We start from the raw sequence: 26,568 nt of genomic DNA on the forward strand, positions 1-26,568 counted from the left end.
ATTTATCTTTTTTAATCGCTATAGTTGTTATGAATTTCTGATTCGAAAAATGTTAATGGGGGTTATCATGTGGCGTCTTAAGATAGTAACTTTTTGTTTATTAGGACTATATTTCATATCAACACCTTCCAGTGCGCAAAGTGTCACTCCAAGCATTATGGGTAAGCTACCTGTAGATGATGAGCTCAAGAGTTCCTACATGACTGGTGTGTATGTTTCCCGTGATACTTTCGGTTTGAGGGCTAACGCTGCAGCAGCGGCCATAACAGCCAATACGATGACACCATTTACTTTTCCTATAATTGGCCTAAATTTTATGAAAGCGCTGGCTAGCTACAAAGACCGTGATTCTGTCGGCTTGTATGTTGGTAATGCATCCAGCCCATTCAAACCATGGGAGCGAGTAAGTAGCGGTAAGTATACCCCCACATCATTTGAATCTGATAGTTTAGATACACAAAAAATTAAGCCAGGGATGATAATTGACACCATGCACAAAGATAGATGGTCTGCAGTTGTTGTTAAGGTCTCTCCAGGTAAAATAATAACAAATGGATGGGTAAGCCTTTCTACAGGGAAAATTGGCGTACCCCCTGGTACTGATGGAATAATAATAAACCCTACAACAAAGGTATGGACTACTAACTTTAATGTGTCACTTTCAGCTAATGGCAGAGCCTCTAAAGCGGTAGTTCAGGAGAATGGAGTAATAAACAATAAGGTTGAAAATCCATCATCAGTATATGGCATTGATAACATTGTTCTGCCTCAATCAAAATATGGCGGTACTATATCCTTTCTTTCCAGATCGGCTACGTCAGGCAACAAACAGCAATGGTCAGTAGGGTTCATGGCTCGTGGCTCTAAAGATGCAAATTTCAGCAGCGTAGATGGGAGTGCCAATAAAACTACACAGACTGGGTATTCAGAGAATTCATCTGCAGTAAATGGTATGGTTTTTAATGGTAAAAATAAAGATAGCTCGGTGAAATGGATCTCAAATGGAAAAGTTTTGGCTAAAATATCGCCAAGTGGCCAATTCGAGAAAATTTCATATAAGACTAAGGTTTTAACCGAGTCATCTCAATTAGATAGTAATTACTCTAGGTTTATCATAAATTCTAAATCAGATGTAAGATTGCAACTACCGTCACCAAAAAATGAAGTTGATGGGCTGACTATTCAGATAGTGAACTTCTCAGGGCACAAAATAGATATATCACCTTCACCTGAAGTTGACATATCTAAAACGACTGGAAAAGAGATAAGTGCAAGTGTAATCAATGGGAGATGGATGGTTTACTAACGATCACATAATCCTTCCTTCGGTTATCCTGAGTGAGAACATCATCAGGATAACCAATATAGATACAACCAAAAAGATCCCCTCCAACGAGAAATGCTTAGCCAATGATTTTACTTTTAAATATAAGTAGTCTTTCATGCCCAATCCTCCACTATGATAATGTCTAGCTTTTAACATAAAAACGCTTATCAATCAATTCGCTCATGCATGGATGGCAACTCGCGAGTTATCAAAACCGATGCAGGTTATGCGGTTCTGGATATGTCGCTGACACCACAGCAGGGCGATTTCCTTCTCATTCGTTACGACGGAATGATGGACTTTGGACGGCTGCAGGGGCAATCGTTCATCACCAGAGACGGTGAGGCGATAGAGGGTGAGGGTGTTTACGGCGTAGTCACGTTTTCGGTTAACGATCTGCGTCGGGATGACTGCCCTATTTGATCGTGCTGATCGTGGGGCATGGGTGGGGCATAAAAGCACCGCAGACGGCCCACATTAAAACACAAGAGGTGAAATCGTCTGCGGTAACTTATTCAAATATACCTAGCTGCTCCAGATAAAAACCCAGAACCAAACAATACTGCCGCCTGTTTTAAATAAACCTGACTGGGCGCAGTAGCGTTCGCGGCCCGTGGCGCTAAGCACAATCTTTAAAACAGAAAACCCGCCACCGGCGGGTTTTCTGTTATCGGCCATCGGCAGGCGGGGTTACGACTTTTTGCTGTGGAACAGCCCGTTTTCGCCGTCGGCGTCATCCTCAACCCAGAAGTTGATATTGAACTGGGCATCGTCGCTCAATTCGATGCGATGCCAGTACTGAGGCGGGCTGGTTGCAAACTGCCCGGCGTTGATCACCACTTTGACCTCTGGCTCCGTCGCCTGCTCGTCGGCAAAGCCGTAATAAGTCACGGTACCTTCCATCACGCACAGCTGGCCGAAAACGGCGGCAGCGGTGTTGTGGTGGGTGAGCAGGGCGGCGGGCACGTTCTCTTTGGTAAAGAAGGGCGTGGATCGCTTAACTTTCCAGTTAGCCGGAATACGCAGGTGGGACATCGTGAGACTCCTTAGCGGATGCAAATAAGATGTATTTAATATGCAACTTATGGCGTCTGACGTCAACTCGCGCCAGAGAGAAAACTCGCCACAGGCGCTATGTTGCCGAGCGGATCAGTTCCGTTCAGCGAGCCTTTTCATCGTCGGACGTTCCGGCAACGTGGAGAGCAGCAGGGAATAGAGCAAAAAAAACCTGCCAGCGCTATCTCTGACAGGTTTTACTTTCGGCGGCGCGGCATTAGCGCGACGGGATTAGCGGCCGAACAGATCGCGCTTTTTCGGTTTGAACGGCTGAGCAATGACAACCAGCAGCGCCACAATCAGGTAGGCGGCAAAGATCCCCACCAGCCACTGCGGCATCTCCAGCGTCAGGAACTCCCACTGGCGCACGGAACAGTCGCCGCTGGCCACGAACATCTGCGGCAGCCACTTATCCAGCGGCAGCCACGTTGGGAAGCGGGCGGCAAAATCGCAGGTCTGGAACGGAGAAGGGTGAAGCTGAATCATGGTATGTTCCCACGCCAGACTGCAGGCCCCGCAGCGCGCTGTAGAGCCAGATAACCAGCGCCACGTAGCGCAGCGGCGTTTTCGGGGCGATGGCGCCGACGATACCGGCTCCCATAATGCCCAGGAGCGCACAGCGTTCGTAAATACACATGACGCAAGGCTGCAGCAGCATAACGTGCTGGAACCACAGCGCAACCAGCTCAAGAGCGAAAGCGGTGAACGCCATCAGGAGCCAGGCTCCGCGTCCTCTCGAGCACTGGTTTAAATATCGCAACATAGTCTTTTCCCTGAAATATGCTAAATCATGGCAGTGTAAACGAAAACCGAACTGACGCCAGCAGCTAGTCTGAAAATATTACGTAAAAATATTGCACATCCGCCGGCCGGTTGCGGATATGCCGAAATCGCGTCCGGTCGCCGCCAAACGCGACGAGTAAAATCGTAAAATGAAACGGCGATCCCCTTTTAATTGCCTCCTGGCGCTATCTGCCCTATAGCGGCTCTGGTATGATGAGTGGAATTTGCAACGCTGTGTAATGGAAATCTTACTATGGTCATTAAGGCGCAGAGCCCTGCGGGTTTCGCGGAAGAGTACATTATTGAAAGTATATGGAATAACCGCTTTCCCCCAGGCACTATTCTCCCCGCCGAACGTGAGCTTTCTGAACTTATTGGTGTGACCCGTACGACCTTACGCGAAGTTCTGCAGCGTTTGGCCCGTGACGGCTGGTTAACCATACAGCACGGCAAACCGACGAAGGTGAACAACTTCTGGGAAACGTCGGGTCTGAATATTCTCGAAACGCTGGCGCGCCTCGATCACGACAGCGTCCCGCAGCTGATCGATAACCTGCTGTCGGTGCGCACCAATATCTCCACCATCTTTATCCGCACGGCCTTCCGCCAGCACCCTGAAAACGCCCTGCAGGTTCTCGCCGCGGCGCGCGAGGTGGAAGATCACGCCGATGCGTTCGCCGATCTCGACTACGGTATTTTCCGCGGCCTGGCGTTTGCCTCCGGCAACCCGATCTACGGTCTGATCCTCAACGGCATGAAGGGCCTCTATACCCGCATTGGCCGCCACTATTTTGCCAATCCGGAAGCGCGCAGCCTGGCGCTGGGCTTCTATCACCAGCTGGCTAAAGTCTGTGAAGAGGGGCAGCACGAGCAGGTTTATGAGATCGTCCGCCGCTACGGGCATGAGAGCGGTGAAATCTGGCATCGTATGCAGAAAACCCTGCCGGGTGATTTAGTCATCGGTATGCGCTAAGTCCCGCGCTAAGATAAAAAAAGCCCGGCTATCGTGCCGGGCGTTTTGCTTTGTACGCTTGACCGTCGCGCGATTTACAGCGCGTTTTGCCGCGGCGGGCTGCGCTCCAGCAGGCTCAATACTGCCATCGGCATTTTGCTGCTCCAGCAGGATGTCGAAGCCCCACAGGCGATGCACGTGCTTAAGCACCTCGCGACGCCCCTTATCCAGCGGCACTCGGTTATGCGGCACGTAGCGCAGCGTCAGCGAACGATCGCCGCGCAGGTCGACGTTCCACACCTGAATATTCGGCTCCAGGTTGCTCAGGTTGTACTGGGCGGAAAGCCTGGCGCGAATCTCCCGGTAACCCTCTTCGTTATGGATAGCGGAAATCTCCAGGTAGTTATGATGGTCGTCATCAAGCACCGTAAAGAAGCGGAAATCACGCATAATCTTCGGTGACAGGAACTGGCTGATAAAGCTCTCATCCTTGAAGTCGCGCATGGCAAAATGCAGCGTCTCCAGCCAGTCAGAGCCGGCGATGTCCGGGAACCAGTATTTGTCCTCTTCGGTCGGCGACTGACAAATACGCTTAATATCCTGGAACATGGCAAAGCCCAGCGCGTAGGGGTTGATCCCGTTGTACCACTGGCTGTTGTAGGGCGGCTGGTAGATTACGTTGGTGTGGCTGTGCAGAAACTCCAGCATAAAGCGTTCCGTCACTTTCCCTTCATCGTACAGGTGGTTGAGGATCGTATAATGCCAGAACGTCGCCCAGCCCTCGTTCATCACCTGAGTCTGCTTCTGCGGATAGAAATACTGGCTCACCTTACGCACGATGCGCAGGATTTCACGCTGCCATGGCTCCAGCAGCGGGGCATTCTTCTCCATAAAGTAGAGCAGGTTCTCCTGCGGCTCAGAAGGATAGCGGCGCGCGGTTTCGATCGCTTTCTCCTCTTCTCGCTTAGGCAGGGTGCGCCACAGCATATTCACCTGGCTTTGCAGATACTCCTCCCGGCTTTTCTGCCGCGCCTTCTCCTCCTGCAGCGAGATTTTCTGCGGACGTTTATAGCGGTCGACGCCGTAATTCATCAGCGCGTGACAGGAGTCGAGCAGTTTCTCCACCTCATCAACGCCGTAACGCTCCTCGCACTCGGTGATGTATTTACGCGCGAAGATCAGGTAGTCGATAATCGAGGCTGGCATCGGTCCAGCTGCGGAACAGGTAGTTATTCTTGAAAAAGGAGTTGTGCCCGTAGCAGGCGTGGGCCATCACCAGCGCCTGCATGGTAATGGTATTCTCCTCCATCAGATAGGCGATGCAGGGGTTGGAGTTGATAACAATTTCGTAGGCCAGTCCCTGCTGGCCGTGCTTATACGCCTGTTCGGTCTCGATAAATTTCTTACCAAACGACCAGTGCGGGTAGTTGATAGGCATACCGACGCTGGAGTAGGCATCCATCATCTGCTCGGAAGTAATGACTTCGATCTGATGCGGATAGGTGTCGAGACGATACAGCTTCGCCACCCGGTCAACCTCGGCGAGGTAGGTTTCCAGCAGTTCAAAAGTCCAGTCGGGTCCATCGCTTAAACGAGTCGTGTCCCTGTTCATGGAATCAATCGTAGCCATTAGCGCGCCCTCATTGTCGGTGACTCTCTCTATACGGAGAGCCTCCCAATAAGCATAGAACAGGACCTCGCAAACTGCGCCTGCGGACAATTTCTTTTCTTCGCGATTTAGCAATCTTAAAGGCCTGATTTAGCCTTAATGACAGAGTTTTATTCTGAGGAAAAATGAAACGCAGCAGGAGATAATAAATCTTCCGGGTCAGTGCTGGTGCGGTTTGCTGTGAGATAAGTCACCATAAATAAAGCGTATGTTGAATAATATTTTCAACTGAGTTATCAATTTGTAATCAGATGATTGTTCTTTAACTATTACGGAGTCGCTATGCGAGTCGTCATACTGGGAAGTGGGGTGGTTGGGGTAGCTAGTGCGTGGTATTTGAGTCAGGCGGGACATCAGGTCACGGTTATCGATCGTCAGCCGGGGCCGGCGGAAGAGACCAGCGCCGCCAACGCCGGACAGATTTCTCCGGGCTATGCCGCCCCCTGGGCCGCGCCCGGCGTGCCGCTGAAGGCCATCAAGTGGATGTTCCAGCGCCACGCGCCGCTGGCGATCGGTCTTGACGGCACGCAGTTCCAGCTCAAATGGATGTGGCAGATGCTGCGCAACTGCGACACCCGCCACTATATGGAAAACAAAGGCCGCATGGTGCGCCTGGCGGAGTACAGCCGCGACTGCCTGAAGGCGCTGCGCGAAAGCACCGGAATCCAGTATGAAGGACGCCAGGGCGGGACGCTGCAGCTCTTCCGTACCGAAAAACAGTATGAGAACGCCACCCGCGACATCGCCGTGCTGCAGGATGCCGGCGTGCCCTATCAGTCTGCTGGAGGCGAAACGTCTGCTGGAAGTCGAACCGGCATTAGCCGAGGTGAGCCACAAGCTGACCGGCGGTCTGCGTTTGCCGAACGATGAAACCGGCGACTGCCAGCTGTTTACCACACGCCTGGCGGCGATGGCGGAGCAGGCGGGCGTCACCTTCCGCTTTAATACCTCGGTTGACGCCCTGCTGTACGAAGGCGAGCAGATCGCCGGCGTGAAATGCGGCGATGAAATTGTCAAAGGCGACGCCTACGTCATGGCCTTCGGCTCCTACTCGACGGCGATGCTAAAGGGGCTGGTGGACATTCCGGTCTACCCGCTGAAGGGCTACTCGCTGACGATCCCGATCGCCGAGGAGGACGGGGCGCCGGTATCGACTATTCTTGATGAGACATACAAAATTGCGATTACCCGCTTTGACCAGCGGATCCGCGTCGGCGGGATGGCGGAGATCGTCGGCTTTAACAAAGAGCTGCTGCAGCCGCGTCGCGAAACGCTGGAGATGGTGGTGCGCGATCTGTTCCCGCGCGGCGGTCACGTCGAGCAGGCCACCTTCTGGACCGGCCTACGTCCGATGACCCCGGACGGCACGCCGGTTGTCGGCCGCACGCCGTATAAAAACCTGTGGCTGAATACCGGGCACGGCACCCTCGGCTGGACCATGGCATGCGGCTCGGGACAGCTTTTGAGCGATTTAATTTCGGGTCGCACTCCGGCTATTCCGTACGACGATCTTGCCGTCGCCCGCTATAGCCCGGGCTTTACTCCGGCGCGTGCTCAGCACCTGCACGGCGTTCACAACTAAGGAGTCTTCATGTCCCGTCCGGTACTGGCCAGCATCGATTTGTCGGCCCTGCGACAGAATTTACAGATTGTCCGGCGCGCGGCTCCGGGCTCGCGGCTGTGGGCGGTGGTGAAAGCCAACGCCTACGGTCACGGCCTGGCGCGGGTCTGGAGCGCGCTGAGCGGCGCAGATGGCTTTGCGCTGCTCAATCTTGAAGAGGCGATCCTGCTGCGCGAGCAGGGCTGGAAAGGGCCGATTCTGCTGCTCGAGGGCTTTTTCCACGCCGACGAGCTGGCGCTATTTGATAAGTATCGCCTGACCACCAGCGTGCACAGCAACTGGCAAATTAAGGCGCTACAGCAGGCGAAGCTGCACGCGCCGCTGGATATCTACGTTAAGGTCAACAGCGGAATGAACCGGCTGGGCTTTATGCCGGAACGTATCCATACCGTCTGGCAGCAGCTGCGGACGCTGGGCAACGTCAGCGAGATGACGCTGATGTCGCACTTTGCCGACGCGGAAAACCCGCAGGGGATCGTTGAGCCGATGCGCCGCATCGAGCAGGCGGCGGAAGGGCTGGCGTGCTCGCGCTCGCTGGCGAACTCGGCGGCGACGCTGTGGCATCCGGAAGCGCATTTTGACTGGGTCAGGCCGGGGATCGTGCTGTACGGCGCCTCGCCGTCCGGCCAGTGGCAGGACGTTGCCAACAGCGGCCTCAAGCCGGTGATGACCCTCAGCAGCGAGATTATCGCCGTACAGAACCTGAAGCCGGGCGAGGCGGTGGGCTACGGCGGCCTCTATCGGGCGTCAGAAGAGCAGCGGATTGGTATCGTGGCCTGCGGCTACGCCGACGGCTATCCGCGCATTGCGCCGGCGGGTACGCCGGTGCTGGTTGACGGCGTGCGCACCACGCTGGTGGGCCGCGTCTCAATGGATATGCTGGCGGTAGACTTAACGCCTTGCCCGCAGGCCGGGATCGGCGCGCCGGTCGAACTGTGGGGCAAAGAGGTGAAAATCGACGACGTTGCCGCCGCCAGCGGCACCGTCGGCTATGAGCTGATGTGCGCCCTGGCGCCGCGCGTGCCTGTAGTGACGGTGTAACTTTACCTGAGGCGGATTATTCCGCCTCATCTTCCGCCACGCGCACCCCGACCTTCAGAACGTGGTCCTCTTCTTTTTCCGCAACAGTCCATATCATACCGGCAAACTCGACGTGGTCGCCCACTACCGGCGCTGCCCCGAGCTGGTGCTGCACCACGTCGCCCAGCGACTGCTGACGATCGCGATACTCTTCCCCGCCGTCGAGGCCGTAAATTTGCGCGACGTCGGCAAACTTAGCACTGGCGTCAAGAATAAAGTCGCCGAAGAAGCGCTGATCGAGCGCCACCGGCGGCGACTGGCTGAACATCTTGCCCAGCGCGGGCAGGTCGCGCTCGCGGCCGATAACGCACAGAATATCGCCCTCCAGCAGGCGGGTGCTGCCGGTGGGATGCAGCAGCGCGTTATCGCGAAACAGGGCGGCGATACGCGTTTCCGGCGGCATATGCAGATCGCGCAGCGCCGCGCCGACGCACCATTTGTCCGCGCTCAGCTGATAGACGAACTGCTCCCACGGATTCTCCGGATGAATATCCAGCCCGACTCGTGAGATGGGCCAGCCCACCGGCGGGACCACCACTTTGGCTTTTTTCGCCGCCCACGACAGGGAGGTGCCCTGCAGCAGCAGCGAGACCAGCACCACGAAGAAGGCGACGTTGAAAAACAGCCGCGCGTTCTCAAGGCCGGCCATCATCGGGAATACGGCGAGAATAATCGGCACCGCGCCGCGTAGCCCCACCCAGCTGATGAAGATCCGCTCGCGCAGGTTAAACCCGCGAAACGGCAGCAGGCCGGCGAACACCGACAGCGGGCGGGCCACAAAAATCATCCACATTGAGAGCAGCAGCGCCGGGATGGCGATCGCCCACAGATCCGATGGCGTCACCAGCAGGCCGAGCACCAGGAACATGGCGATTTGCGCCAGCCACGCCAGGCCGTCGAAGTTTTGCAGAATGCCGTGACGGTTGCGGATTGGTCGGTTGCCGAGCAGGAAGCCGCACAGGTAGACCGCCAGAATACCGCTGCCGTCCAGCGAGGTGGTGACGGCGAAAATCATAATGCCGCCGCTCAGCGCCAGCAGCGGATAGAGGCCGGCCGGCAGCACGATGCGGTTTATCATCTGCAGGAGCAGATAGCCGCCGCCGAGGCCGATGGCGATCCCCAGGCCAAACTGCTGCACGATGTGGACCGCAAAAATCCAGCTCAGGCCGGATTCGTGCTGCTGAATCATCTCGATAAGGGTGATGGTCAGGAACACCGCCATCGGATCGTTGCTGCCGGATTCGATCTCCAGCGTCGAGCCGACGCGCTCGTTGAGGCCCTTGCCGCCGAGCAGGGAGAAAACCGCCGCGGCGTCGGTTGAGCCGACAATCGCGCCGATCAGCATCCCTTCAATCAGGTTGAGGTGAAACAGCCACGCCGCCATCAGCCCGGTGAGGCAGGAGGTGATCAGCACCCCGACGGTGGCCAGCGAAAGCGCCGGCCATAGCGCCACGCGAAAGGAGCTGGCCTGGGTGCGCATCCCGCCGTCCAGCAGGATCACCGCCAGCGCCAGGTTACTCACCATATAGGCGAAAGGGTAGTTGTCAAAAGGGATGCCGCCGATACCGTCTACGCCCGCCAGCATGCCGATAGCCAGGAAGATGACCAGGATCGGAATGCCGAGACGTGAGGAAAAGGAACTCAATAAAATGCTACAGGTTACTAATACAGAACCCAGAATAAACAGACTAATAACCGCACCGGCATCCAATGTTCATGCACTCCTTACGCGTATGAAGATTTTGATAAATTCACATCATATTAACCATCTGCGGGAGATCCGGAAATGTGTCACGGAAAATTTTATTCCGTCAGCACCGGATGGCCGCTCAGCGTTAGGGTGGTTGTGGCCGCATTGTTCACCAGCAGCGCCCGCGCGCCAAGCGGCAGAGTGACGGTACGCTGCTCGTGGCCGAAATCCAGGCCGTCGATCAGCGGTATTGCGAGCTGGGCGCGCAGGTATGCGTAGACCGTCGCTAAATCGTATCCGGCGTCGTAATCGTTGGGCGCAGCTCCGCTGAAGCTGCCGAGGATAATCGCCCGCTGGCGCGCAAGAATGCCGCTATGCAGCAGCTGCAGCAGCATGCGCTCAACGCGGAACGGATGCTCGTTGATATCTTCCAGCACCAGAATGCCGTCGGTAATCTGCGGCAGCCACGGCGTGCCGATAAGCGAGGTGAGCATCGCCAGGTTGCCGCCCCACAGCGTGCCCTGCGCGCGGCACTCCGCACCGTCGCCGTCCCATTCAAGGGTAAACTCCGGGCTGCTCAGCGCCTGCCAGAAGTGAAATTCCGTGAACGGGTCCAGCGTTTCTGCACCAAAGTTACCGGCCAGCATCGGCCCGCTGAAGGTGATTATGCTACCCTTTGCCAGCAGACCCAGCTGGATCGCCGTGAAATCGCTGTGGCCGCAGATCAGCAGCGGGTCGTGCCGCTGGCGCGCGGTTAAGCCCTGCCAGTCGATGTGCGGCAGCAGGCGGCTGGCGCCGTAGCCGCCGCGCACCGGCATCACGATGCGGTTGCTGCCGTCGAGGGTGGCGAGCTGGTTGATATCGCTCAGGCGTTCTTGCTCAGTCCCGGCAAAGCGCTGCTGTCGGCGGGCAATGACCTGCTGGTGCATCACCTGGTGTCCGGCTTCCTGCAGACGGCTAACGCCGCGGGCCGCCGCCTGCTGGTTGGTGCAGTAGCCTGAGGGGGCCACCAGATAAAACTGAGACATGACAATTCCTTGCTAAGAATGAAAGGGTTATCATGCCGCCTGGAGCGATTATTGTCATCTCCAGGCGGCAAACTTCAGCCAATAAGGATAGATGTGTGAAATTGAGATGGTGCGTTTTTTTATTTGTGTTCCTGGCCGGCTGTAGCTCAAAACATGATTACCGCAATCCGCCGTGGAACGCCGAGGTTCCGGTGAAACGGGCGATGCAGTGGATGCCGATCAGTGAAAAAGCCGGCGCGGCGTGGGGCGTTGACCCGCAGCTGGTGACGGCGATTATCGCCATTGAGTCCGGCGGGAATCCGACGGTGGTGAGTAAATCCGGCGCGGTCGGCCTGATGCAGGCTGAAGCCCTCGACCTCCGGGCGCGATGTCTATCAGCGCATGGGCTGGCGCGGCGAGCCCTCGGTTAGCGAGTCTGAAAAACCCGGAGCGCAATATTTCGATGGGCGCGGCCTACCTGAGCATTCTTGAGAACGGCCCGCTGGCCGGGATTAAGGACCCGCAGGTGATGCGCTACGCGGTGGTGGTCTCCTACGCCAACGGCGCCGGCGCGCTGCTGCGCACCTTCTCATCGAACCGCCAGGACGCGATTGACGAGATCAATGATATGGATGCCGACGACTTCTTCGAGCACGTCGCGAAAAAGCATCCGGCCCCGCAGGCGCCGCGCTATATCTGGAAGCTGCAGAAAGCGCTGGACGCGATGTAATCATCGCCGGCAAAGCTTGAGTAGACGCCGGGCGTGTACTGCAGCGCCTGGCTAATCGTATTCGCCCCCTGGTCGGCCATTTGCTGCCGGGTAATGACCGACACCGGCTGGCCGGTCGTCACCAGCGGTAGGTCGGTTTTGCTGGCCCCGACGGAGGTCCTGGCTTGATAGCCCACGGTTGGCGCGCTGGCAGAGTCGACGGGCTGGGCGGTAACGACGACCGTCTCCTCCGCAAGGTCGGCGCTAAGGAACTGGGGGGCTAAGAGCGGCTTTGCAGACGTAGCAGAGCCAGTGCTCTCCAGCCATCGGCAAGGAACGGCATGGCCGAGAGCGCCAGCAGCTCTTCAGACGTACCGCCGTCGCTAAAGACGATGGCCTGCACCCGGCTAAGCGGCCAGCCCTCCGCCGGCCGGTCGAGCAGCACAAAGCCGTCGCCGCAGCCGGTCTCGCCGGGGGTAAGTACCCGGTAAAACCAGCCGTTGCGCGACTGTTGATGCATCAGCTCCGGGGCGTGAGGATCCCGCAGCCGCTCGGCCATCGTCTGACAGGCCACGCGTCCCCAGGAGATCTGGATTTCAGCGCTGCCGAGGCGGAAAACATCCCCCGGGCAGACGCTGGCTTCCGTCATCCCGCGGGTGGAAAAGTTCTCACCGAACAGGCCGGTATGCAGTTGCTGCCCAGCCAGCGCCGGGTAGCGCTCGCGCCAGTAGTCGTAATGCTCCCGGGCGTAGTGCATCAGGGCGCAGTCGGGATCGGCAAAATGCTCCTCAACGCCGTTCTCTGCCTGTAGTCCGTGGGTGTTGAGAAAGACGCGTCCGCTAAGCGCCGTTTTACACAGGGAACCGTCCGCCTGGCGCCGGTTGCCGAGAATGCTGCGCAGCATTACCGGAAAATCTGCAATCATGATGTTCTCCTTGTTCTCCGCCGCGGCGGAGAAGGTCTCAGAATTTATATTCCACGCCGGCCCAGAAGTTACGCCCCTCCTCAATGAATCCTTCGCCGTAGTAGTAGCGGGTATCGAAGAGGTTATTCACCGAGGCGTTGACGCTAAAACCGTGGCCGATGGCGTAATCCGCCCGCAGATGGGTGATGGCGAATCCCGGCGCTTTTTGCGATCCGTCGCTGTTGCTGTAGCTGGAGGATCGCGTCTCTTCAGAGAGCGTGATTTGCAGCGGCTCGACGGGTTTGAGCGTTAGCCAGGCGGTCAGCGTTTGCACCGGCAGGTCGGTGACCTTGCCGGCCTCTTCGCGTTTGGCATCGGCATGAATCAGACCGTAGCTCAGCCCGACGTCGAGCTGGTCGAACGGCGAGCCTTTGATCCCCAAATCGAGGCCGGTATAGTCAACCCGGCCGCTGTTTTGGTTCTGCACCGTATCGGCATCAATATTGATCGCCAGAATGGCGTCGCTGACCCGGTTATAGTAGGTGCTTATCTCGTAGGCCCAGCGGTCGTTGAGGCGCCCATTCCAGGTCAGATCGACGCCGCGGGCGCGCTCGGGCCTGAGCTGCGGATTGACCAGCGCAATCTGGTCTTTCGCCGGCTTCGAGGTGGTATAGCGCTCTTTGAGCGTCGGGAAGCGGGTGCGATCGGACCAGGAGAGCGACAGAGTATCTTCGTTACTAAAGCGGTAGCGGGCCATCGTTTCCCAGTTAAACGCGCTCTGCCGGTTGTCGTCGTAATGGGTCACGCTGCCGTTCTTTTCGTGCTTCATTCCCTGAAGGCTGTTGCGCCAGTCATAGCTCATCCCGGCGACGAGGTCGAGATTCTCCGCCGCCGCCCACTGGTATTCGCTGGCGACGGACCAGGTGCGATCCTTATAGCGATCGTAGGGACCGTTGACGGCGCTCTTCTCCCGATGGACATCATCTTTCCAGTTGACGGCAAAGGAGAGCTGGTCGTTCTGGCGAACGTCGGCGGCGAGCTGCAGCCCCGCGCCGGTGCTGTAGTCGCTATAGTGGCTGTAGCTGCCGTTTTTATTATGCAGGTCCGCCAGCGAGTTATACATCAGCAGGGTATTTTTGAAGGTGTCGTGATAGAGGCGGCTTTTCAGGGTGAAGCTGTCGCCGAGGTGCGTCGTGCCCTGGTAGTAATAGCTCTCCTTATCGTACTCCGGCCACTGCCAGTAGCGGGATTTCTGGCTGCTGGTGCCGGCGTAAGGCGGGTTCTGCTTCTCGCCATCCTGCTTGATATAGGTCAGCGCGTACTCGTCGTTAGCGCGCGGCGTGAAGCCGAGCTTAATAATGCCGCGCTTATCATCGCTTGCCGAGTTCGCCAGCTTGCCGTCTTCCCCGGCGATGGGGTTATTCGTGCCGTGAGGCAGACCGAGGAAATCCCGCTTCAGGCGGCTGCCGCTGAGCTGGATATAGCCCAGATCGCCGCTGGCCCCAAGGGAGGCATGGGTGTCATAGGCGTTAGTTTCGCTGCGACTCCAGCCCTGACGATAGCCGATGCTGGCTTCCAGCGGCTTATCGGGGCGCGGGGTGGTGATGTTGATCGCTCCGCCCATTTGGTTGGGGCCCTGCAGCAGGGAAGAGTAGCCTTTTGAGACCTCCACCGAGGCGATATCGGAAGTGAGAAACCGTCCCAGGTCGAGGTTGCCGTCGTAGGGGACGTAGATCGGCACGCCGTCAAAAAAAACCGGGACCTGGCGGCCATCAAAGCCGCGGACTTTTACCTGCAGCTCGTTGCGGCTGCCTGATTTTTGTAACGCCACGCCGGGCACCGCCGATAGCGCGTGCGCCACGTCCTGCTTATCCAGACTCTTGATCGTCTCCTGTCCGAGGATATTGGTAGCTGCGGCGGGAACGGGGCTTGACCAGACGGTCATGGACTCCTCCGCCGGGTCCGCCCAGGCGGCCTGACCTAAGCTAAGGCTAATTAAGGTGCAAAGATGACGTTTCCTGATTCTCATTTTTATTGTTCCTGTTTGCGTTGTTTATTTTGAACCGTCCGGCGCCAGGCGCACCTGAATATCCGCCGGCGGCGCATACCACGGCGCCGAAGTAATAAACAGTTCAATCCCACAATCGAGGTAGTTGGTGAGGGTGGTTAAGGTAATTCCGCCCGTCAGCGCCAGCGTGCAGCGCGGGGCAATGCGCTGCGCCAGATCGGCAACCTGGCGCGCCTGCGGCGGGGTAAATTTATCCAGCTGCAGGATGTCGGGTTCCGCCTGCAACGAGGCCAGCGCTTCTTCGAGCGTGTCGGCCTCAACGGCAACTTTTTTCTCCGGCGCTGACTGGCGCAAGAGCTGAACGGCGCGCCGCCGGCCCGGTGGATCAGCCCGCCGGCGGCGACGATGGCCTGGGTACCGAGCAGCCGGGTGCCGGGAATCGCTTTGCGGGTACAGGCGATATGGGCGTCCGGGAGACGGGCGCGCAGCAGCGTCAGCATTTCCGCGACGTAGGCCGATACGCCGCAGCTCCACTCCAGCACGTTCTGCGCCGCTTTCCAGCCCTGGTGCAGCGCCTCCGCGCTGCCGGCCGCGCGCAGCAGCGGTTCGCCCGGCGCCGCGTGCGCGCCGTCCTCCGTCAGCGCGGTGACGGTCAATCCCAGGCTGCGCAGCATCTGTCCCGCCGGGGAGATGCCGCTGACGCAGACGCCCTGACGGTGGCTGAAGGTCATGACGCCGGGGCGGGCGCCGATGGCCAGCGCCCGGGTGGTCAGGTCGCCGCCCTGAATATCTTCCATCAGCCACGCGTCGGTGAGCGCCTGGGGGATATAAATCATACGTTTTCCCCGCACTCCCAGGAGATCAGCGCCCAGTCGCGGCCGGGCGGCGCGATGGCCTGCGGATCCTGCCGCTGGTACCAGTGGCGCAGTCGCGTGCGCTCCTCCTCGCTGAGGACGCCAAGGGTCCATTTAACGTTCTCTGCAAAACGCTCAAAGGTGGCGTTATCCCGCTGGCAGCTGGGGCCGCGGATAAAATCGACCCGCGCGTGAATGCCCATTTGATACAGCACGTTCAGCGCGTAGATGTAGTTCGGCAGTTCGACCACTTCGCGCCCCAGCGCGCGCTGGATGGCCGGCGGCATAAACGTCGGCTGGACGAGGTGGGTGGTATAGACGCGCAGCCGCGCCTGGCGGTTGAGCTTATCCATCGCCTGGCGCATGTTGCCGACCAGCGTTGACCGCGAGGCCACGGCAATATCGCAGCGCGGAATATCGTGCCACGACTCCTCCCACGCCCGGAGATGCCAGCTGGCGTTGGCGATGCGCATTTGCGCCGCGCGCTTTTCGGCGACCTCCAGCATGCCCTGGCTGTAATCAACGCCGTGCACCGCAGCGAGTTTGTCCGCCAGCGCCAGGGCGACGGTTCCCGGCCCGCAGCCCATATCAAACAGACTTTGCGCGTCGCTCAGGTCTATTTTCGCCAGCAGCTGCAGCAGATAATCGTCCGTGGGCTGGGCGCAGCTGTCGGCCATTTTCTCCGCCCGGGCGTCCCAGTGGGCGGGGGATTTCTCGCTTCGGCCGGCGAGCCTGAGCTGCTGCTGGTAAAGCCCGGCAAAATCAATTTCATCAATAAGCATAATTACTCCTGAAGGTGGGAGTGACCCAGATGGTGGTGTATTTGTGACGGTGTCACGCCGTACAGGGCGGCGAGGTTGTCCGCGGCGAGCTGCTCCGCCGTGCTCCCCTGGGTGACGCGGCCGTTCGGCTCGATGCCGATCACGGTATCGGCGACGGCGAGGGCGTGTAGCGGATGATGGGTGGCCATAAACAGCGTCATTCCGGTTTGCCGCAGGCTGGCGCAGGGTATCGAGCAGGCGGATCTGATGGCCGAAGTCGAGGCTTGAGGCCGGCTCATCCAGCAGCAGCAGGCGCGGGCGCTGGACCAGCGCGCGGGCAATCAGGGTCAGCTGGCGCTCGCCGCCGCTTAGCGTGGCCCAGTTCCGCCCGGCGAGATGCGCGATGCCCAGCGCCTCCAGGCTGGGCCAGGGCGCTGCAGCGCTCGCTTCTGGCGGGCTGGGTAAAGGTGCCGAGGTATGGGCTGAGGCCCATCAGCACCATGTCGAGGACGCTGAAGGCGAAGGCGCCGTCGTGCGCCTGCGGCACCCAGGCGATCGCCCGGGCGCGGTCCCGGGAGCACAGCTGGCTGACCGGCAGACCGTCAATCAGGATCTGGCCGGCCTGCAGCGGAAGGAGGCCGAGTATGCTGCGCATCAGCGTGGTTTTCCCGCTGCCGTTGGCGCCGAGCAGGCAGCACAGCGCGCCCGGCTGCAGCGCAAACGAGACGTCGCGCAAAACGGCGCGATTGCGATAGCCGATATCGGCATGGCAAACCGTCAGCAGCGTCATGGGCGGCTCCTGCGCAGCAGCAGTGCCAGAAAGAACGGCGCGCCGATAAAAGAGGTCAGGATCCCGAGCGGGATTTCGCTAGCGCTCAGCCCGCGCGCCAGGGTGTCGGTTAAGAGCAGCAGCACGGCGCCAAGTCCCATGGCGACGGGCAGGAGGCGCTGATGATTGCTGCCGGTGAGCAGGCGTCCGATATGGGGGACGATCAGTCCCACCCAGCCGATAATGCCGGCAATAGCGACCGCGCTGGCGGTTGCGAGGGTCGCACAGGCGACGACAATCAGCCGCAGGCGAGCGACGTTGATCCCCAGCGATTGCGCTTCATCATCGGACAGGGTCAGCAGATTGATGCGCCAGCGCAACAGCCACAGCGGCAGGCACCCGACGAGCATCAGCGGAGCGGCGATGGCCAGATCGCCGGGGGTAATATCGGAGAGCCCGCCCATCAGCCAGAAGGTAATAGAGGGCAGACTGGGTGTAGGGGTCGGCGAGGATTTTGATCAGCGAAATCCCCGCCCCGCACAGCGTACCGAGGCAGATCCCTACCAGCACCAGCGTCAGCGCCGGATCGTGGCGGACGATGGTGCGGGAGACGATGCCGACGCCGGCTACCACCAGCAGGCCGCCGCAGAAGGCGAATAGCTGGATATAGAGCGTCGACATTCCGCCCGCCAGCGCCAGGCAGGCGCCGAGTCCGGCGCCGCCGGCGACGCCAAGGATATCCGGCGAGACCAGCGGATTGCGAAACATTCCCTGGTAGGCGGCTCCGGCGGCGGAGAGCGACGCGCCGATGGCCAGCGCGGCGCCGATGCGCGGCAGGCGTATCTGCCAGAAGACGATGCCGGCCTGCGGCGGAAGGGCGGCGCTGTGCGGGTCGAACAGCAGATCGAACAGCCGCCCGAGGGTCAGGTTCCACGGGCCCGTTAGCAGAGCGGCCGAGAGGACCAGCAGGCCGGCAAGCAGCAGCGCGGCGCTCAACGTTGCAGGCTTCATGGGCGATTCACCAGTTTCGTGTAGCGATCGGGGGTTAACGCCGCGTGCCAGAATAGCGTGCTGTAGCGGGTCAGATCCTGCTGCAGCGTGGCGCGGATTCGCGGATCGAGCCAGGCATGCAGGCGGCGCATCCCGGCGAGGCGGTTGATCCCCGGCGGCGCGTCCAGCCAGCCAAACGGCAGGCCGTCGAGCAGCAGAACCCGCCCGTTCGCCACGGCGGCGACCCCCTGCCAGGCGGGGTCCTGTAAAATCGCGTTTCGCGTCGAGGCCTGTTGTGTGAGGATAATATCCGGCTGCCACTCCAGCAGGTTCTCCAGCGAAACCTGGGCCAGCCCGCTGCGTCCGCTCACCCGCGCGACGTTGTCTAATCCCAGCAGCTCCGCCGCCTCGGTGTGCAGCGAACCGGCGAGGCCCGTTTCCAGTCCCCTGGCGCCCCGCGCGGCGTAAAAGCGCGTTCGCGCCCCGGCGCCAGAGGAGAAGGCCAGCGCCTCGGCGATAAAGGTTTGCGCCAGCGCCGCCTGCCGGCGGGTGCGTTCGACGGTGCCGACGATGTCGCCAATCGTCAGCAGCTGCTGCGCCGAGGAGGCCAGGGTGCCGGTAATCAGCACCCACGGAATATGGCTGCGGGCGTGAACCCGGCGCGCCTGCGAGATCCAGGTGTCGTCCGCACTCCCGCAGTCCACTACCAGGTCGGGTTCAAGGGCCAGCAGTCCCTCCAGCGACAGGGTGCTGGCGCGTCCGGCGAGGCGGCCCGTTTTCGGCAGCCGGGCGATGCGCTCGGGCAGCGGGGCGTCCGGGAAGAGGGCAAAATCAAACGAGGAAAATCCCAGCAGCTTTTCCGGCGCGGCGGCCAGCAGCAGCATATCGGCGGGCCCGCCCGCGCTGACAATTCGCCGGATAGCGGCGGGCGCAGGGCGTTCGCCAATGCTCAGAGCCAAAGACGTGGCGGCGCTGCTCTTCTGGCCGGGAAAGCACAGCATGAGGCTTAAAGCCTGCAGGAACGTACGGCGCGAAAAGGGCATATGTTTCGATCCTGAAACAAAGTGATGAAGAAATCGCTATATATTTACATATACAACGTTGATGAAATTGCCGGAGATCAAAAATCGACAGATTAGTTCTCGGCTTACCCCGTAAGGGTAAGGTGAATCCGGACGGTTAATTGGGAGCTTGTTGGGGCGAAAAACGCCCGGCGTAGCTGAGCCGCCGGGCGTGGGCAGGGTGCGGCGAGGGCTGGCGAGGGCTAATGCGCGGCGACGGGCGCCGCGTTGTCCGTTCCGCCGCTGCTATCGTTTGCCGCCGGTTTAACGGCGGGCGCCGGGTTATCCGTCCCGCCGGCGCTGGCGTTTGCCGCCGGCTTAACGGCGGGCGCCGCGTTATCCGCTCCGCCGCTGCTGTCATTTGCCGCCGGCCGCGCGGCCGGGAGCGAATCGCAGGGTTTCTCTTTCGGGCACAGCAAATCAAGCATTTTCAGGGTCACGCCGTTGGTCCAGCCGAAGCCATCCTGCAGCGGATACTCGCCGCCTCCGCCGCCGGTGCCGGTTGAGCTGACGTCATACTTTTCCACCAGCTTCTGCTGGCTGTCATAGGTGTGCTGGACGTTGCTGAGGAAGCGCCAGCTGACCTCCATCGCGATTTTCTGCTGGCCGTAGTTCTGCAGCCCTTCGGCGGCTACCCACTGCAGCGGCGCCCAGCCGTTCGGCGCATCCCACTGCTGGCCGCTGTTGACGGTGGTGGTGGTTAAACCGCCCGGTTTCAGCAGGCGAGACTGCGTCGCGGCGGCGACTCTGGCCGCCCGTTCGCTGGAGGCGGCGTTGACGTACAGCGGGAACAGGGCCGCGGCGGTGAGCTGATTGCGCACCTTGTGGCTTTTGAGATCGTAATCGGCGTACCAGCCCTCTTTATCATTCCACAGGTATTTCTCCAGCGCCTTCTGGCGGGCGTTAGCCAGCGCGTCGTACTGCGCCGCCTTCGCGCTATCGCCGGCGGCTTTGCCGGCGCGGGCGAGGGTTTTCTCCATGCGGAACATCAGCGAGTTGAGATCGACCGGAATGATGCTGGTGGTGCGAATGGTGCCCAGCTGCTGCGGGTTATCCATCCAGCGGGAGCTGAAGTCCCAGCCGGAGGCCGCGGCGGAGCGCAGATCGCGGTAGATCTCGGTTGCCGGACGGTTGGGGTTGTTTTTGGCGGTAGTCACATCATCGAGCCAGGACTCCGGACGCGGCGTATCGTTGTCGTCCCAGTAGCGGTTCAGCAGCGCGCCGTCCTCCATGCGCACCACGCGCTTGTTGGCTTTACCCGGCGCCAGCGCGTCGGCGCCTTCCATCCAGTATTGGTACTCTTTCTCCATCTGCGGCAGCCAGGTTTTCAGCGCCCGATCGCCGTCGTGGGTCGCCAGCAGCTCCACCATAAACGGGAAGAACGGCGGCTGCGAACGGCTCAGATAGTAGCTGCGGTTGCCGTTGGGGATATGTCCCCAGGTATCGATTTCATGGCCGAAGTTGGCCACCATATCGGCCACTTTGTCCCAGTGTCCGCTCTCGGCGAGGCCCAGCATGGTGAAGTAGCTATCCCAGTAGTAGACCTCGCGAAAGCGGCCGCCCGGGACGACGTAAGGCCTGGGCAGCGGCAGCAGCGAATCCCACTTCTCGACCTCGACGGTGCTGCGGGTCAGCACCGGCCACAGGCCGTCAATGTGCTGGCGCAGGGTCTGGCCCTTGGGCGGCACGTACGTATCGTTATCTTTCGGCAGCGCAAAGTTGAGCTCGACGAAGTGGCGCAGGTCGAAGCTGGCCTGATTTTTCTGCATCCGATAATCGGCGAGGATCATCAGCGGATCGCCGTTCGGCACCGCGTCGGCGAAGGTCTTCTGATCGGGGAAGAGTTTGGCGCTTTGCACGTCGTTGAACAGCGGGCCTAGCAGAATATCCGGCGATTGCGGCGAGGCGGGTTTGGCCTCATCGGCCTGGGCCGCCAGCGCCGACAGCGCGAAGAAGGCGCCTCCCAGCGCCAGACGCAAAGCGTAGGGCAGCGCTGCCGGGCGACGTGAAACGGATCTCGTCATGGGGAGTTCTCCTTATCATTACAGACGATTTTGCCACTGCGATTGACCATCAGAAAACCTTAGACGAATATCCGCCGCTACGCGTGTCGTAGCTAACATTTTGGATGAAAACAGATAATTTACCTGCATTCTGCGGCGACGCGGACAAGAAATAAAACGTCTGTCGCCATACTTTGCCATAATCATGTGCTGCAATGAGCGCAACTCAAGCTGACCGGAGCGGCCGGTGAATCGACGTCATTTTCTGCTGTTTAGCGCGGCGGCGCTGCTGATAACCCACCGGACGCGAGCCGGCGATAGCGCCCAGGAGACGCTGCCTTTATGGTCGGCGGAGCCGCCGGGGGGCGGCGGGCCTGACGGTGCCGTGCGGTTGTCGGCGCGCGGCGCGCTGAGCCATATCGTCCGACCGTCGCTGACGGTGTGGCGGCCGGCGCTACCCAACGGTCACGGGGTGCTGGTTGCGGCAGGCGGCGGCTACCGGCGGATCGAAATGGCGAAGGAGGCGTGGCCCGCCGCCCGCTGGCTTACGGCCCGCGGCTACACCGCCTACTTACTGAGCTACCGCCTGCCCGGTGAAGGCTGGGCGGCGGGAGGCCTGGCGCCGCTGCAGGACGCCCAGCGGGCGCTGCGCCTGATTCGCCAGCGCGAGCAAAAGGTCAGCCTGCTGGGCTTTTCCGCCGGCGGTCACCTGCTGGGCATGGCCGCCTGCCGGGCCGATTTTGCCTCTTATCCGCCGCTCGACGCGGCGGATGCGCAGCCCGCCCGCGCCGACGGGGCGGCGCTGATCTACCCGATTATTTCCCTGGAGCCGCCCTACAGCCATACCGCCACCCATCGGGTTCTCGCCGGGCCTCACGCCTCCGCGGCGGTTGACCGTGCCTTGTCGGTGCAGACCTACGTGAACGAGCGCACGCCGCCCTGCTTTTTGACCCAGGCGCAGGACGATCCGGTGTCCGATCCGCACAATACGCTGATTATGGCCGCCGCCTGCCGTCGGCATCAGGTGGCGGTCAGCCTGTATCGCTACGCCAGCGGCGGCCACGGCTTTGCGATGGGGCGTCCGGGTACGCCAACCGTCGAATGGCCGGTGCGCTATGCGCGCTGGCTGGCGGCGCTCTCGCCGTAATGGCGCAACGCGCCGCGCCGTGCATCATCGTGGTGCAGAGCGGGCGGAATATAAGGAAAAGAACGGGTTGTTTTTTGCACAGTTAAGCGGCGCGGGGCTGCGGGCTTGCACAGCGAGGTTATCATTCGTGACCTGGCATAATTAATGCTTATCTCTTCCCGGGGTTACCCCAAAGTGAGTACAACCGGAGGAGACGGCCATGATAAAAATAACGCTTCCTGACGGGCATTATTATGACGAGATGCTTACCGTCGAGGGACAGCAGCGCCAGCACTATAACGCCTGGTGGCAATGGTTTCACAATACCGATCAATTCTCTATCCGGCAAAAAAAGGAGCAGGCGGAGCTGCTTTTTCACCGCATCGGCATCACTTTTAACGTGTATGGCGAAGGCGAGGGGACCGAACGGCTGATCCCGTTTGATAGCGTACCGCGCATCATTCCCGCCGCCGAGTGGCGGCGCATCGATCGCGGCATCCGCCAGCGGGTGAAGGCGCTGAACGCTTTTCTTTACGATATCTACCACGAACAGAACATCCTGCGCGCTGGCCTTATTCCGCCGGAGCAGGTGCTGGCCAACGACCAGTACCAGCCCTGCATGCAGGGGATTAATCTGCCCAATAATATCTACGCCCATATCACCGGGGTCGATATGGTGCGCAACAGCGACGGCCAGTACTACGTGCTGGAAGACAACCTGCGCACGCCGTCGGGCGTCTCCTATATGCTCGAAAACCGCAAGATGATGATGCGCCTCTATCCCGAGATGTTTGAGCAGCACCACATCGCGCCGGTGGAGCGCTATCCGGGCTATCTGCTGCAAACCCTGCGCGAAAGCTCCCCCGTGGACGATCCCTGCGTGGTGGTGATGACGCCGGGCCGCTTTAATAGCGCCTATTTCGAGCACAGCTTTCTTGCCCAGCAGATGGGGGTTGAGCTGGTGGAGAGCGCCGATCTGTTTATTAAAGCGGGGGCGGTCTACATGCGCACCACCGAGGGGCCGCGGCGGGTCGACGTGATCTACCGCCGCGTCGACGATGCCTATCTCGATCCGCTGGCCTTCCGCGCCGATTCGATGCTCGGGGTTCCCGGCCTGCTGTCGGTGTACCGGGCGGGCGGAGTAGTGCTGGCGAACGCGATCGGCACCGGCGTGGCCGACGATAAATCGATCTACCCCTTCGTGCCGGAGATGATCCGTTTTTACCTCGGCGAACAGCCGATCCTCAACAATATCCCGACCTGGCAGTGCCGCAAGCCGGAAGACCTGCAGTACGTGCTGAACAACCTCGATCGGATGGTGGTGAAGGAAGTGCACGGCGCCGGCGGCTACGGCATGCTGGTCGGCCCGCGATCGACGAAAGAGGAGCGCGAAGCGTTCCGCCAGCGCCTGTTGGCAAACCCGGCCAACTACATCGGCCAGGATACGCTGGCGCTCTCGACCTGCCCGACCTTCGTCGAAGACGGCCTGTCGCCCCGGCATATCGATCTGCGTCCCTTCGTGCTTTCCGGCCAGGAGATTCGCCTGGTGCCCGGCGGCCTGACGCGGGTGGCGCTGACGGAGGGCTCGCTGGTGGTGAACTCATCCCAGGGCGGCGGCACCAAAGATACCTGGGTGATGGAGGATGACGAATCATGCTAAGTCGTACTGCGAGTGAACTGTTCTGGATGGCGCGCTATCTGGAGCGTGCGGAAAGCTACGCCCGGGTGCTGGATGTGACCTGGAAACTCTCGATGATCCCTCGCCATAGCCAGCAGGCGCGGGATCTGGCCCTGCCGCTGAACCTGTCGCAGACCCACGAGCTGTTTCAGGAGCGCCACGCGCGCTTCTCGATGGGTAATCTGTTCAACTTTTTTGCCCTCGACGGCAACAATCCCGGCAGCATCTACAGCTGCGTCGAGATGGCGTGGAATAACGCCCACGCGGTGCGCGGCAGCCTCTCCGCGGAGGTGTGGGAGTGCATCAACGCGACGCGGATTGAGCTGCGCCGGCTACGCCAGCAGGGAGTCGGCGAGCTCGGCAGCGACGGCTTCCTCGAGTGGGTTAAAGAGCGGGTGCATCTGTTTCGCGGCGCGGTGCTGGGCACCCTGCTGCGCAACGACGCCCTCAGCTTTATCGGTATCGGCACGCTGATTGAGCGCGCCTACGCCACCACCCAGCTGCTGCTGATCAAGGACCAGCAACTGAGCAGCGACCCGGATCCGGTGCGCGAGTACTACCGGCTGGATACGCTGCTCAACGCGGTCAGCGCCCGCGAAGCCTACAACAGCCTCTATCGCCAGCCGGTGAGCCGGGAGACGGTGATGGAGCTGCTAATTTTGCGCAACGACGTCCCGCGCTCGCTCAGGGCCTCCATTTCCGACCTGATCGGCCAGCTGGAGCATATCGCCAACGATCGCTCCCATCTGCCGCTGCGCCTGGCGCATCAGCTGAACGTCGACCTGCGCTTCAGCACCCGGGAAGATCTGGCCGACGCCGATCTACAGAGTTACCTCAACGGACTGCTGGCGCGAATTAACGCCCTGTCCGACAGCATCAGACAAACCTATCTGGAGGCGCTATGAAACTGGTTATCGACCACCTGACCCGCTACGGCTACGATGAAGAAGTCAAGTTTTCGACGCAGTACCTGCGCCTGACGCCGCGCACCTCCGGTCGGCAAAAAATCAGCTCCTGGACGCTGACGCTGCCGGACGGGGCGAGCATCGCGACCACCGACACGTGGGGCAACGTGCTGCACGTGCTGACGCTGGATAATCCGCATAAAGAGATCGCGATCCGCGCCAGCGGGGTGGTTGATATCGCGCAGGAGGACGAGGAGAGCGGGGTAGACGACGAGGAGCTGCTTTCGCCGCTGGTCTTCCTGCGCTGTACGCCGCTAACCTGTGCCGACGAGCGGATCCGCGAGTTCGCCCGCGGCCTGTATCGCGCCGACGAGCCGGAGGAGAGCCTCAATCAGCTGATGGCGGCGCTGCTGGTTAAAATGCCCTACTCGCCGGGGGCGACCCAGGTGCAGGATTCCGCCGCCGACGCCTTCGCGCGATCCAGGGGCGTATGCCAGGATCATACCCACGTTTTCCTCGCCTGCTGTCGGGCGATGGCGATCCCGGCGCGCTACGTTAGCGGCTATGTTTATAGCGATAACGCGCAGCACGTGGCGATGCACGCGTGGGCGGAGGTATGGCTCAACGGGCGCTGGAAATCGTTTGATATTACCAATAATACCCGTAACCTGAACCAGCACCTGCGGCTGGCGACCGGGCTGGACTATCTTGACGCCTGTCCGGTGCGCGGCACCCGGCTGGGGGGCGGCGGGGAAATTATGTTAACCAACGCTGAAGTGCGCGAGCATTCGCAACAGGCGCAGCAGCAATAAAGGCAGGAACGGAGAACGATGACCTACTGTGTGGCCATGTGTTTAGCTGATGGGCTGGTATTCGCCTCTGATTCGCGCACCAATGCGGGCGTGGATCATATTGCGACCTTTAAAAAGCTTCATGTTTTTCAGCAGGAGGCTGAACGGGTGCTGGTGCTGCAGTCCGCCGGCAATTTGGCCACCACCCAAAGCGTGATTAGCCTGCTGAGCGCGCGAATTCGCACCCAGCAGGAGCCTAACCTGATGCAGGTAAGCTCGATGTATGATGCGGCGATGCTGGTGGGTAAAACGCTGCAGGAGGTCATCCAGCGCGACAGCAGCAACCAGCAGAACTGCGGCAATACCAACTTTAACTGTAACCTGCTGCTGGGCGGCCAGCTGGCGGGGGAGACCCACCGCCTGTTTCATATCTACCCGGAAGGTAATTTTATTGAGGCCACCCGCGACACGCCCTATTTCCAGATCGGCGAAAGCAAGTACGGTAAGCCGATTATCGACCGGGTGCTGACCGTCGACACGCCGCTGGAGCAGGCGATGTGCTGCGCGCTGATCTCCATCGATTCGACGCTGCGCAGCAATCTCTCCGTCGGCCTGCCGCTGGATACGCTGCTCTACCGCAGCGGCAGCCTGAGCGGCGCCGAGCAGCATCGGATAACCGAAAGCGATCCTTACTTCAACACCATCCGCAGGGCGTGGTCCGAAGGGCTGCAGAGCACCTTCCAGAAGCTGCCGCCGTTCGCGCCGGATCGCGCGCGTTAAACCGCCGCCGATGACGAAAGATAGCGCCCCGGCGTCATCGCCGG

At 60.2% G+C, this 26,568-nt stretch carries 17 protein-coding genes and 8 pseudogenes; 11 read left to right on the top strand and 14 right to left on the bottom strand.

Annotation, left to right across the window (positions count from 1 at the left end):
- Positions 1 to 67: 67 nt before the first annotated feature.
- On the top strand, positions 68 to 1,306 hold the full coding sequence (locus ABOC21_RS09655; protein ID WP_426814389.1) for a hypothetical protein: 1,239 nt from the start codon (positions 68 to 70) through the stop codon (positions 1,304 to 1,306).
- A gap of 207 nt (positions 1,307 to 1,513) precedes the next feature.
- The gene (locus ABOC21_RS09660) at positions 1,514 to 1,750 is read left to right on the top strand and encodes a hypothetical protein (RefSeq protein WP_426814390.1); all 237 of its coding nucleotides are present in this window, start codon (positions 1,514 to 1,516) and stop codon (positions 1,748 to 1,750) included.
- Between the two features lie 267 nt (positions 1,751 to 2,017).
- Here the strand turns inward: ABOC21_RS09660 and ABOC21_RS09665 are convergent, their stop codons facing one another.
- Positions 2,018 to 2,362: a DUF1971 domain-containing protein gene (locus tag ABOC21_RS09665; protein WP_041146175.1), complete on the bottom strand. Its 345-nt coding sequence runs from the start codon at positions 2,360 to 2,362 to the stop codon at positions 2,018 to 2,020.
- 252 nt (positions 2,363 to 2,614) lie between these two features.
- A pseudogene (gene dsbB / locus ABOC21_RS09670) lies at positions 2,615 to 3,146 on the bottom strand (disulfide bond formation protein DsbB).
- 273 nt (positions 3,147 to 3,419) lie between these two features.
- On the opposite strand from dsbB, the gene fadR reads away from it, so the two are divergent.
- Positions 3,420 to 4,139 (top strand): fatty acid metabolism transcriptional regulator FadR, encoded by a 720-nt coding sequence (gene fadR, locus ABOC21_RS09675; RefSeq protein WP_426814391.1) that lies wholly within the window; start codon positions 3,420 to 3,422, stop codon positions 4,137 to 4,139.
- Between the two features lie 74 nt (positions 4,140 to 4,213).
- Here the strand turns inward: fadR and ABOC21_RS09680 are convergent.
- A pseudogene (locus ABOC21_RS09680) lies at positions 4,214 to 5,748 on the bottom strand (SpoVR family protein).
- 321 nt (positions 5,749 to 6,069) lie between these two features.
- On the opposite strand from ABOC21_RS09680, the pseudogene ABOC21_RS09685 reads away from it, so the two are divergent.
- Together ABOC21_RS09685 and dadX are read left to right on the top strand one after the other, a co-directional pair.
- A pseudogene (locus tag ABOC21_RS09685) lies at positions 6,070 to 7,369 on the top strand (D-amino acid dehydrogenase).
- 9 nt (positions 7,370 to 7,378) lie between these two features.
- Complete coding sequence (gene dadX, locus ABOC21_RS09690; protein ID WP_426814392.1) at positions 7,379 to 8,449, top strand: catabolic alanine racemase DadX; 1,071 nt, start codon at positions 7,379 to 7,381, stop codon at positions 8,447 to 8,449.
- Positions 8,450 to 8,465: 16 nt separating this feature from the next.
- Here dadX and ABOC21_RS09695 read toward each other — a convergent pair whose 3' ends face one another.
- On the bottom strand, positions 8,466 to 10,199 hold the full coding sequence (locus ABOC21_RS09695) for a potassium/proton antiporter (RefSeq protein WP_426814393.1): 1,734 nt from the start codon (positions 10,197 to 10,199) through the stop codon (positions 8,466 to 8,468).
- 92 nt (positions 10,200 to 10,291) lie between these two features.
- Positions 10,292 to 11,206: a muramoyltetrapeptide carboxypeptidase gene (gene ldcA / locus ABOC21_RS09700; protein ID WP_426814394.1), complete on the bottom strand. Its 915-nt coding sequence runs from the start codon at positions 11,204 to 11,206 to the stop codon at positions 10,292 to 10,294.
- Positions 11,207 to 11,301: 95 nt separating this feature from the next.
- Here ldcA and emtA point away from each other — a divergent pair.
- A pseudogene (gene emtA / locus ABOC21_RS09705) lies at positions 11,302 to 11,915 on the top strand (membrane-bound lytic murein transglycosylase EmtA).
- Between the two features lie 5 nt (positions 11,916 to 11,920).
- Here the strand turns inward: emtA and ABOC21_RS09710 are convergent.
- The 9 genes and pseudogenes from ABOC21_RS09710 to ABOC21_RS09750 form a co-directional block, all read right to left on the bottom strand.
- A pseudogene (locus ABOC21_RS09710) lies at positions 11,921 to 12,217 on the bottom strand (TonB-dependent receptor plug domain-containing protein); the annotation flags it as partial.
- Positions 12,175 to 12,819 (bottom strand): MOSC domain-containing protein, encoded by a 645-nt coding sequence (locus tag ABOC21_RS09715; RefSeq protein WP_426814395.1) that lies wholly within the window; start codon positions 12,817 to 12,819, stop codon positions 12,175 to 12,177. The pseudogene ABOC21_RS09710 and the gene ABOC21_RS09715, both read right to left, overlap by 43 nt.
- A gap of 37 nt (positions 12,820 to 12,856) precedes the next feature.
- Positions 12,857 to 14,827 carry a TonB-dependent receptor plug domain-containing protein gene (locus ABOC21_RS09720; protein ID WP_426814396.1) on the bottom strand — a complete coding sequence of 657 codons (1,971 nt, stop codon included), beginning with the start codon at positions 14,825 to 14,827 and terminating at the stop codon, positions 12,857 to 12,859.
- Between the two features lie 24 nt (positions 14,828 to 14,851).
- Positions 14,852 to 15,642 (bottom strand): annotated as a pseudogene (gene modD / locus ABOC21_RS09725) (ModD protein).
- Positions 15,639 to 16,442, bottom strand: a complete 804-nt coding sequence (locus tag ABOC21_RS09730) for a class I SAM-dependent methyltransferase (RefSeq protein WP_426814397.1) — start codon at positions 16,440 to 16,442, stop codon at positions 15,639 to 15,641. The pseudogene modD and the gene ABOC21_RS09730 overlap by 4 nt, the downstream one beginning before the upstream one ends.
- Positions 16,443 to 16,444: 2 nt before the next feature.
- Positions 16,445 to 17,211: pseudogene (locus ABOC21_RS09735) on the bottom strand (ABC transporter ATP-binding protein).
- Positions 17,208 to 18,201: pseudogene (locus ABOC21_RS09740) on the bottom strand (FecCD family ABC transporter permease). Before ABOC21_RS09740 ends, ABOC21_RS09735 begins: the two co-directional pseudogenes overlap by 4 nt.
- Entirely contained in the window at positions 18,198 to 19,223 is a 1,026-nt protein-coding gene (locus tag ABOC21_RS09745) for an ABC transporter substrate-binding protein (protein ID WP_426814398.1), read from the bottom strand. The pseudogene ABOC21_RS09740 and the gene ABOC21_RS09745 overlap by 4 nt, the downstream one beginning before the upstream one ends.
- Positions 19,224 to 19,444: 221 nt before the next feature.
- The gene (locus ABOC21_RS09750) at positions 19,445 to 21,265 is read right to left on the bottom strand and encodes an alpha,alpha-trehalase (RefSeq protein ID WP_426814399.1); all 1,821 of its coding nucleotides are present in this window, start codon (positions 21,263 to 21,265) and stop codon (positions 19,445 to 19,447) included.
- Between the two features lie 226 nt (positions 21,266 to 21,491).
- On the opposite strand from ABOC21_RS09750, the gene ABOC21_RS09755 reads away from it, so the two are divergent.
- The 5 genes from ABOC21_RS09755 to ABOC21_RS09775 all read left to right on the top strand — a co-directional run bounded on the left by ABOC21_RS09755 (position 21,492) and on the right by ABOC21_RS09775 (position 26,524).
- A complete protein-coding gene (locus ABOC21_RS09755) occupies positions 21,492 to 22,391 on the top strand; it encodes an alpha/beta hydrolase (RefSeq protein ID WP_426814400.1) in 900 nt (299 codons plus the stop codon).
- Between the two features lie 199 nt (positions 22,392 to 22,590).
- Positions 22,591 to 24,030 carry a circularly permuted type 2 ATP-grasp protein gene (locus ABOC21_RS09760; protein ID WP_426814401.1) on the top strand — a complete coding sequence of 480 codons (1,440 nt, stop codon included), beginning with the start codon at positions 22,591 to 22,593 and terminating at the stop codon, positions 24,028 to 24,030.
- Complete coding sequence (locus tag ABOC21_RS09765; protein WP_426814402.1) at positions 24,024 to 24,953, top strand: alpha-E domain-containing protein; 930 nt, start codon at positions 24,024 to 24,026, stop codon at positions 24,951 to 24,953. The genes ABOC21_RS09760 and ABOC21_RS09765 overlap by 7 nt, the downstream gene beginning before the upstream one ends.
- Complete coding sequence (locus ABOC21_RS09770; RefSeq protein ID WP_426814403.1) at positions 24,950 to 25,765, top strand: transglutaminase family protein; 816 nt, start codon at positions 24,950 to 24,952, stop codon at positions 25,763 to 25,765. The genes ABOC21_RS09765 and ABOC21_RS09770 overlap by 4 nt, the downstream gene beginning before the upstream one ends.
- Before the next feature lie 18 nt (positions 25,766 to 25,783).
- On the top strand, positions 25,784 to 26,524 hold the full coding sequence (locus tag ABOC21_RS09775) for a peptidase (RefSeq protein WP_426814404.1): 741 nt from the start codon (positions 25,784 to 25,786) through the stop codon (positions 26,522 to 26,524).
- Positions 26,525 to 26,568 lie beyond the last annotated feature (44 nt).

Origin of the sequence: Klebsiella sp. WOUb02 (assembly GCF_050058015.1) — a bacterium.
Taxonomy (GTDB): domain Bacteria; phylum Pseudomonadota; class Gammaproteobacteria; order Enterobacterales; family Enterobacteriaceae; genus Klebsiella.

Coding starts and splice junctions, on each gene's coding strand:
- ABOC21_RS09655 (WP_426814389.1), top strand. CDS start 68: ATGTGGCGTCTTAAGATAGTAACTTTTTGTTTATTAGGACTATATTTC.
- ABOC21_RS09660 (WP_426814390.1), top strand. CDS start 1,514: ATGGATGGCAACTCGCGAGTTATCAAAACCGATGCAGGTTATGCGGTT.
- ABOC21_RS09665 (WP_041146175.1), bottom strand. CDS start 2,362: ATGTCCCACCTGCGTATTCCGGCTAACTGGAAAGTTAAGCGATCCACG.
- fadR (WP_426814391.1), top strand. CDS start 3,420: ATGGTCATTAAGGCGCAGAGCCCTGCGGGTTTCGCGGAAGAGTACATT.
- dadX (WP_426814392.1), top strand. CDS start 7,379: ATGTCCCGTCCGGTACTGGCCAGCATCGATTTGTCGGCCCTGCGACAG.
- ldcA (WP_426814394.1), bottom strand. CDS start 11,206: ATGTCTCAGTTTTATCTGGTGGCCCCCTCAGGCTACTGCACCAACCAG.
- ABOC21_RS09715 (WP_426814395.1), bottom strand. CDS start 12,819: ATGATTGCAGATTTTCCGGTAATGCTGCGCAGCATTCTCGGCAACCGG.
- ABOC21_RS09720 (WP_426814396.1), bottom strand. CDS start 14,827: ATGAGAATCAGGAAACGTCATCTTTGCACCTTAATTAGCCTTAGCTTA.
- ABOC21_RS09730 (WP_426814397.1), bottom strand. CDS start 16,442: ATGCTTATTGATGAAATTGATTTTGCCGGGCTTTACCAGCAGCAGCTC.
- ABOC21_RS09745 (WP_426814398.1), bottom strand. CDS start 19,223: ATGCCCTTTTCGCGCCGTACGTTCCTGCAGGCTTTAAGCCTCATGCTG.
- ABOC21_RS09750 (WP_426814399.1), bottom strand. CDS start 21,265: ATGACGAGATCCGTTTCACGTCGCCCGGCAGCGCTGCCCTACGCTTTG.
- ABOC21_RS09760 (WP_426814401.1), top strand. CDS start 22,591: ATGATAAAAATAACGCTTCCTGACGGGCATTATTATGACGAGATGCTT.
- ABOC21_RS09765 (WP_426814402.1), top strand. CDS start 24,024: ATGCTAAGTCGTACTGCGAGTGAACTGTTCTGGATGGCGCGCTATCTG.
- ABOC21_RS09770 (WP_426814403.1), top strand. CDS start 24,950: ATGAAACTGGTTATCGACCACCTGACCCGCTACGGCTACGATGAAGAA.
- ABOC21_RS09775 (WP_426814404.1), top strand. CDS start 25,784: ATGACCTACTGTGTGGCCATGTGTTTAGCTGATGGGCTGGTATTCGCC.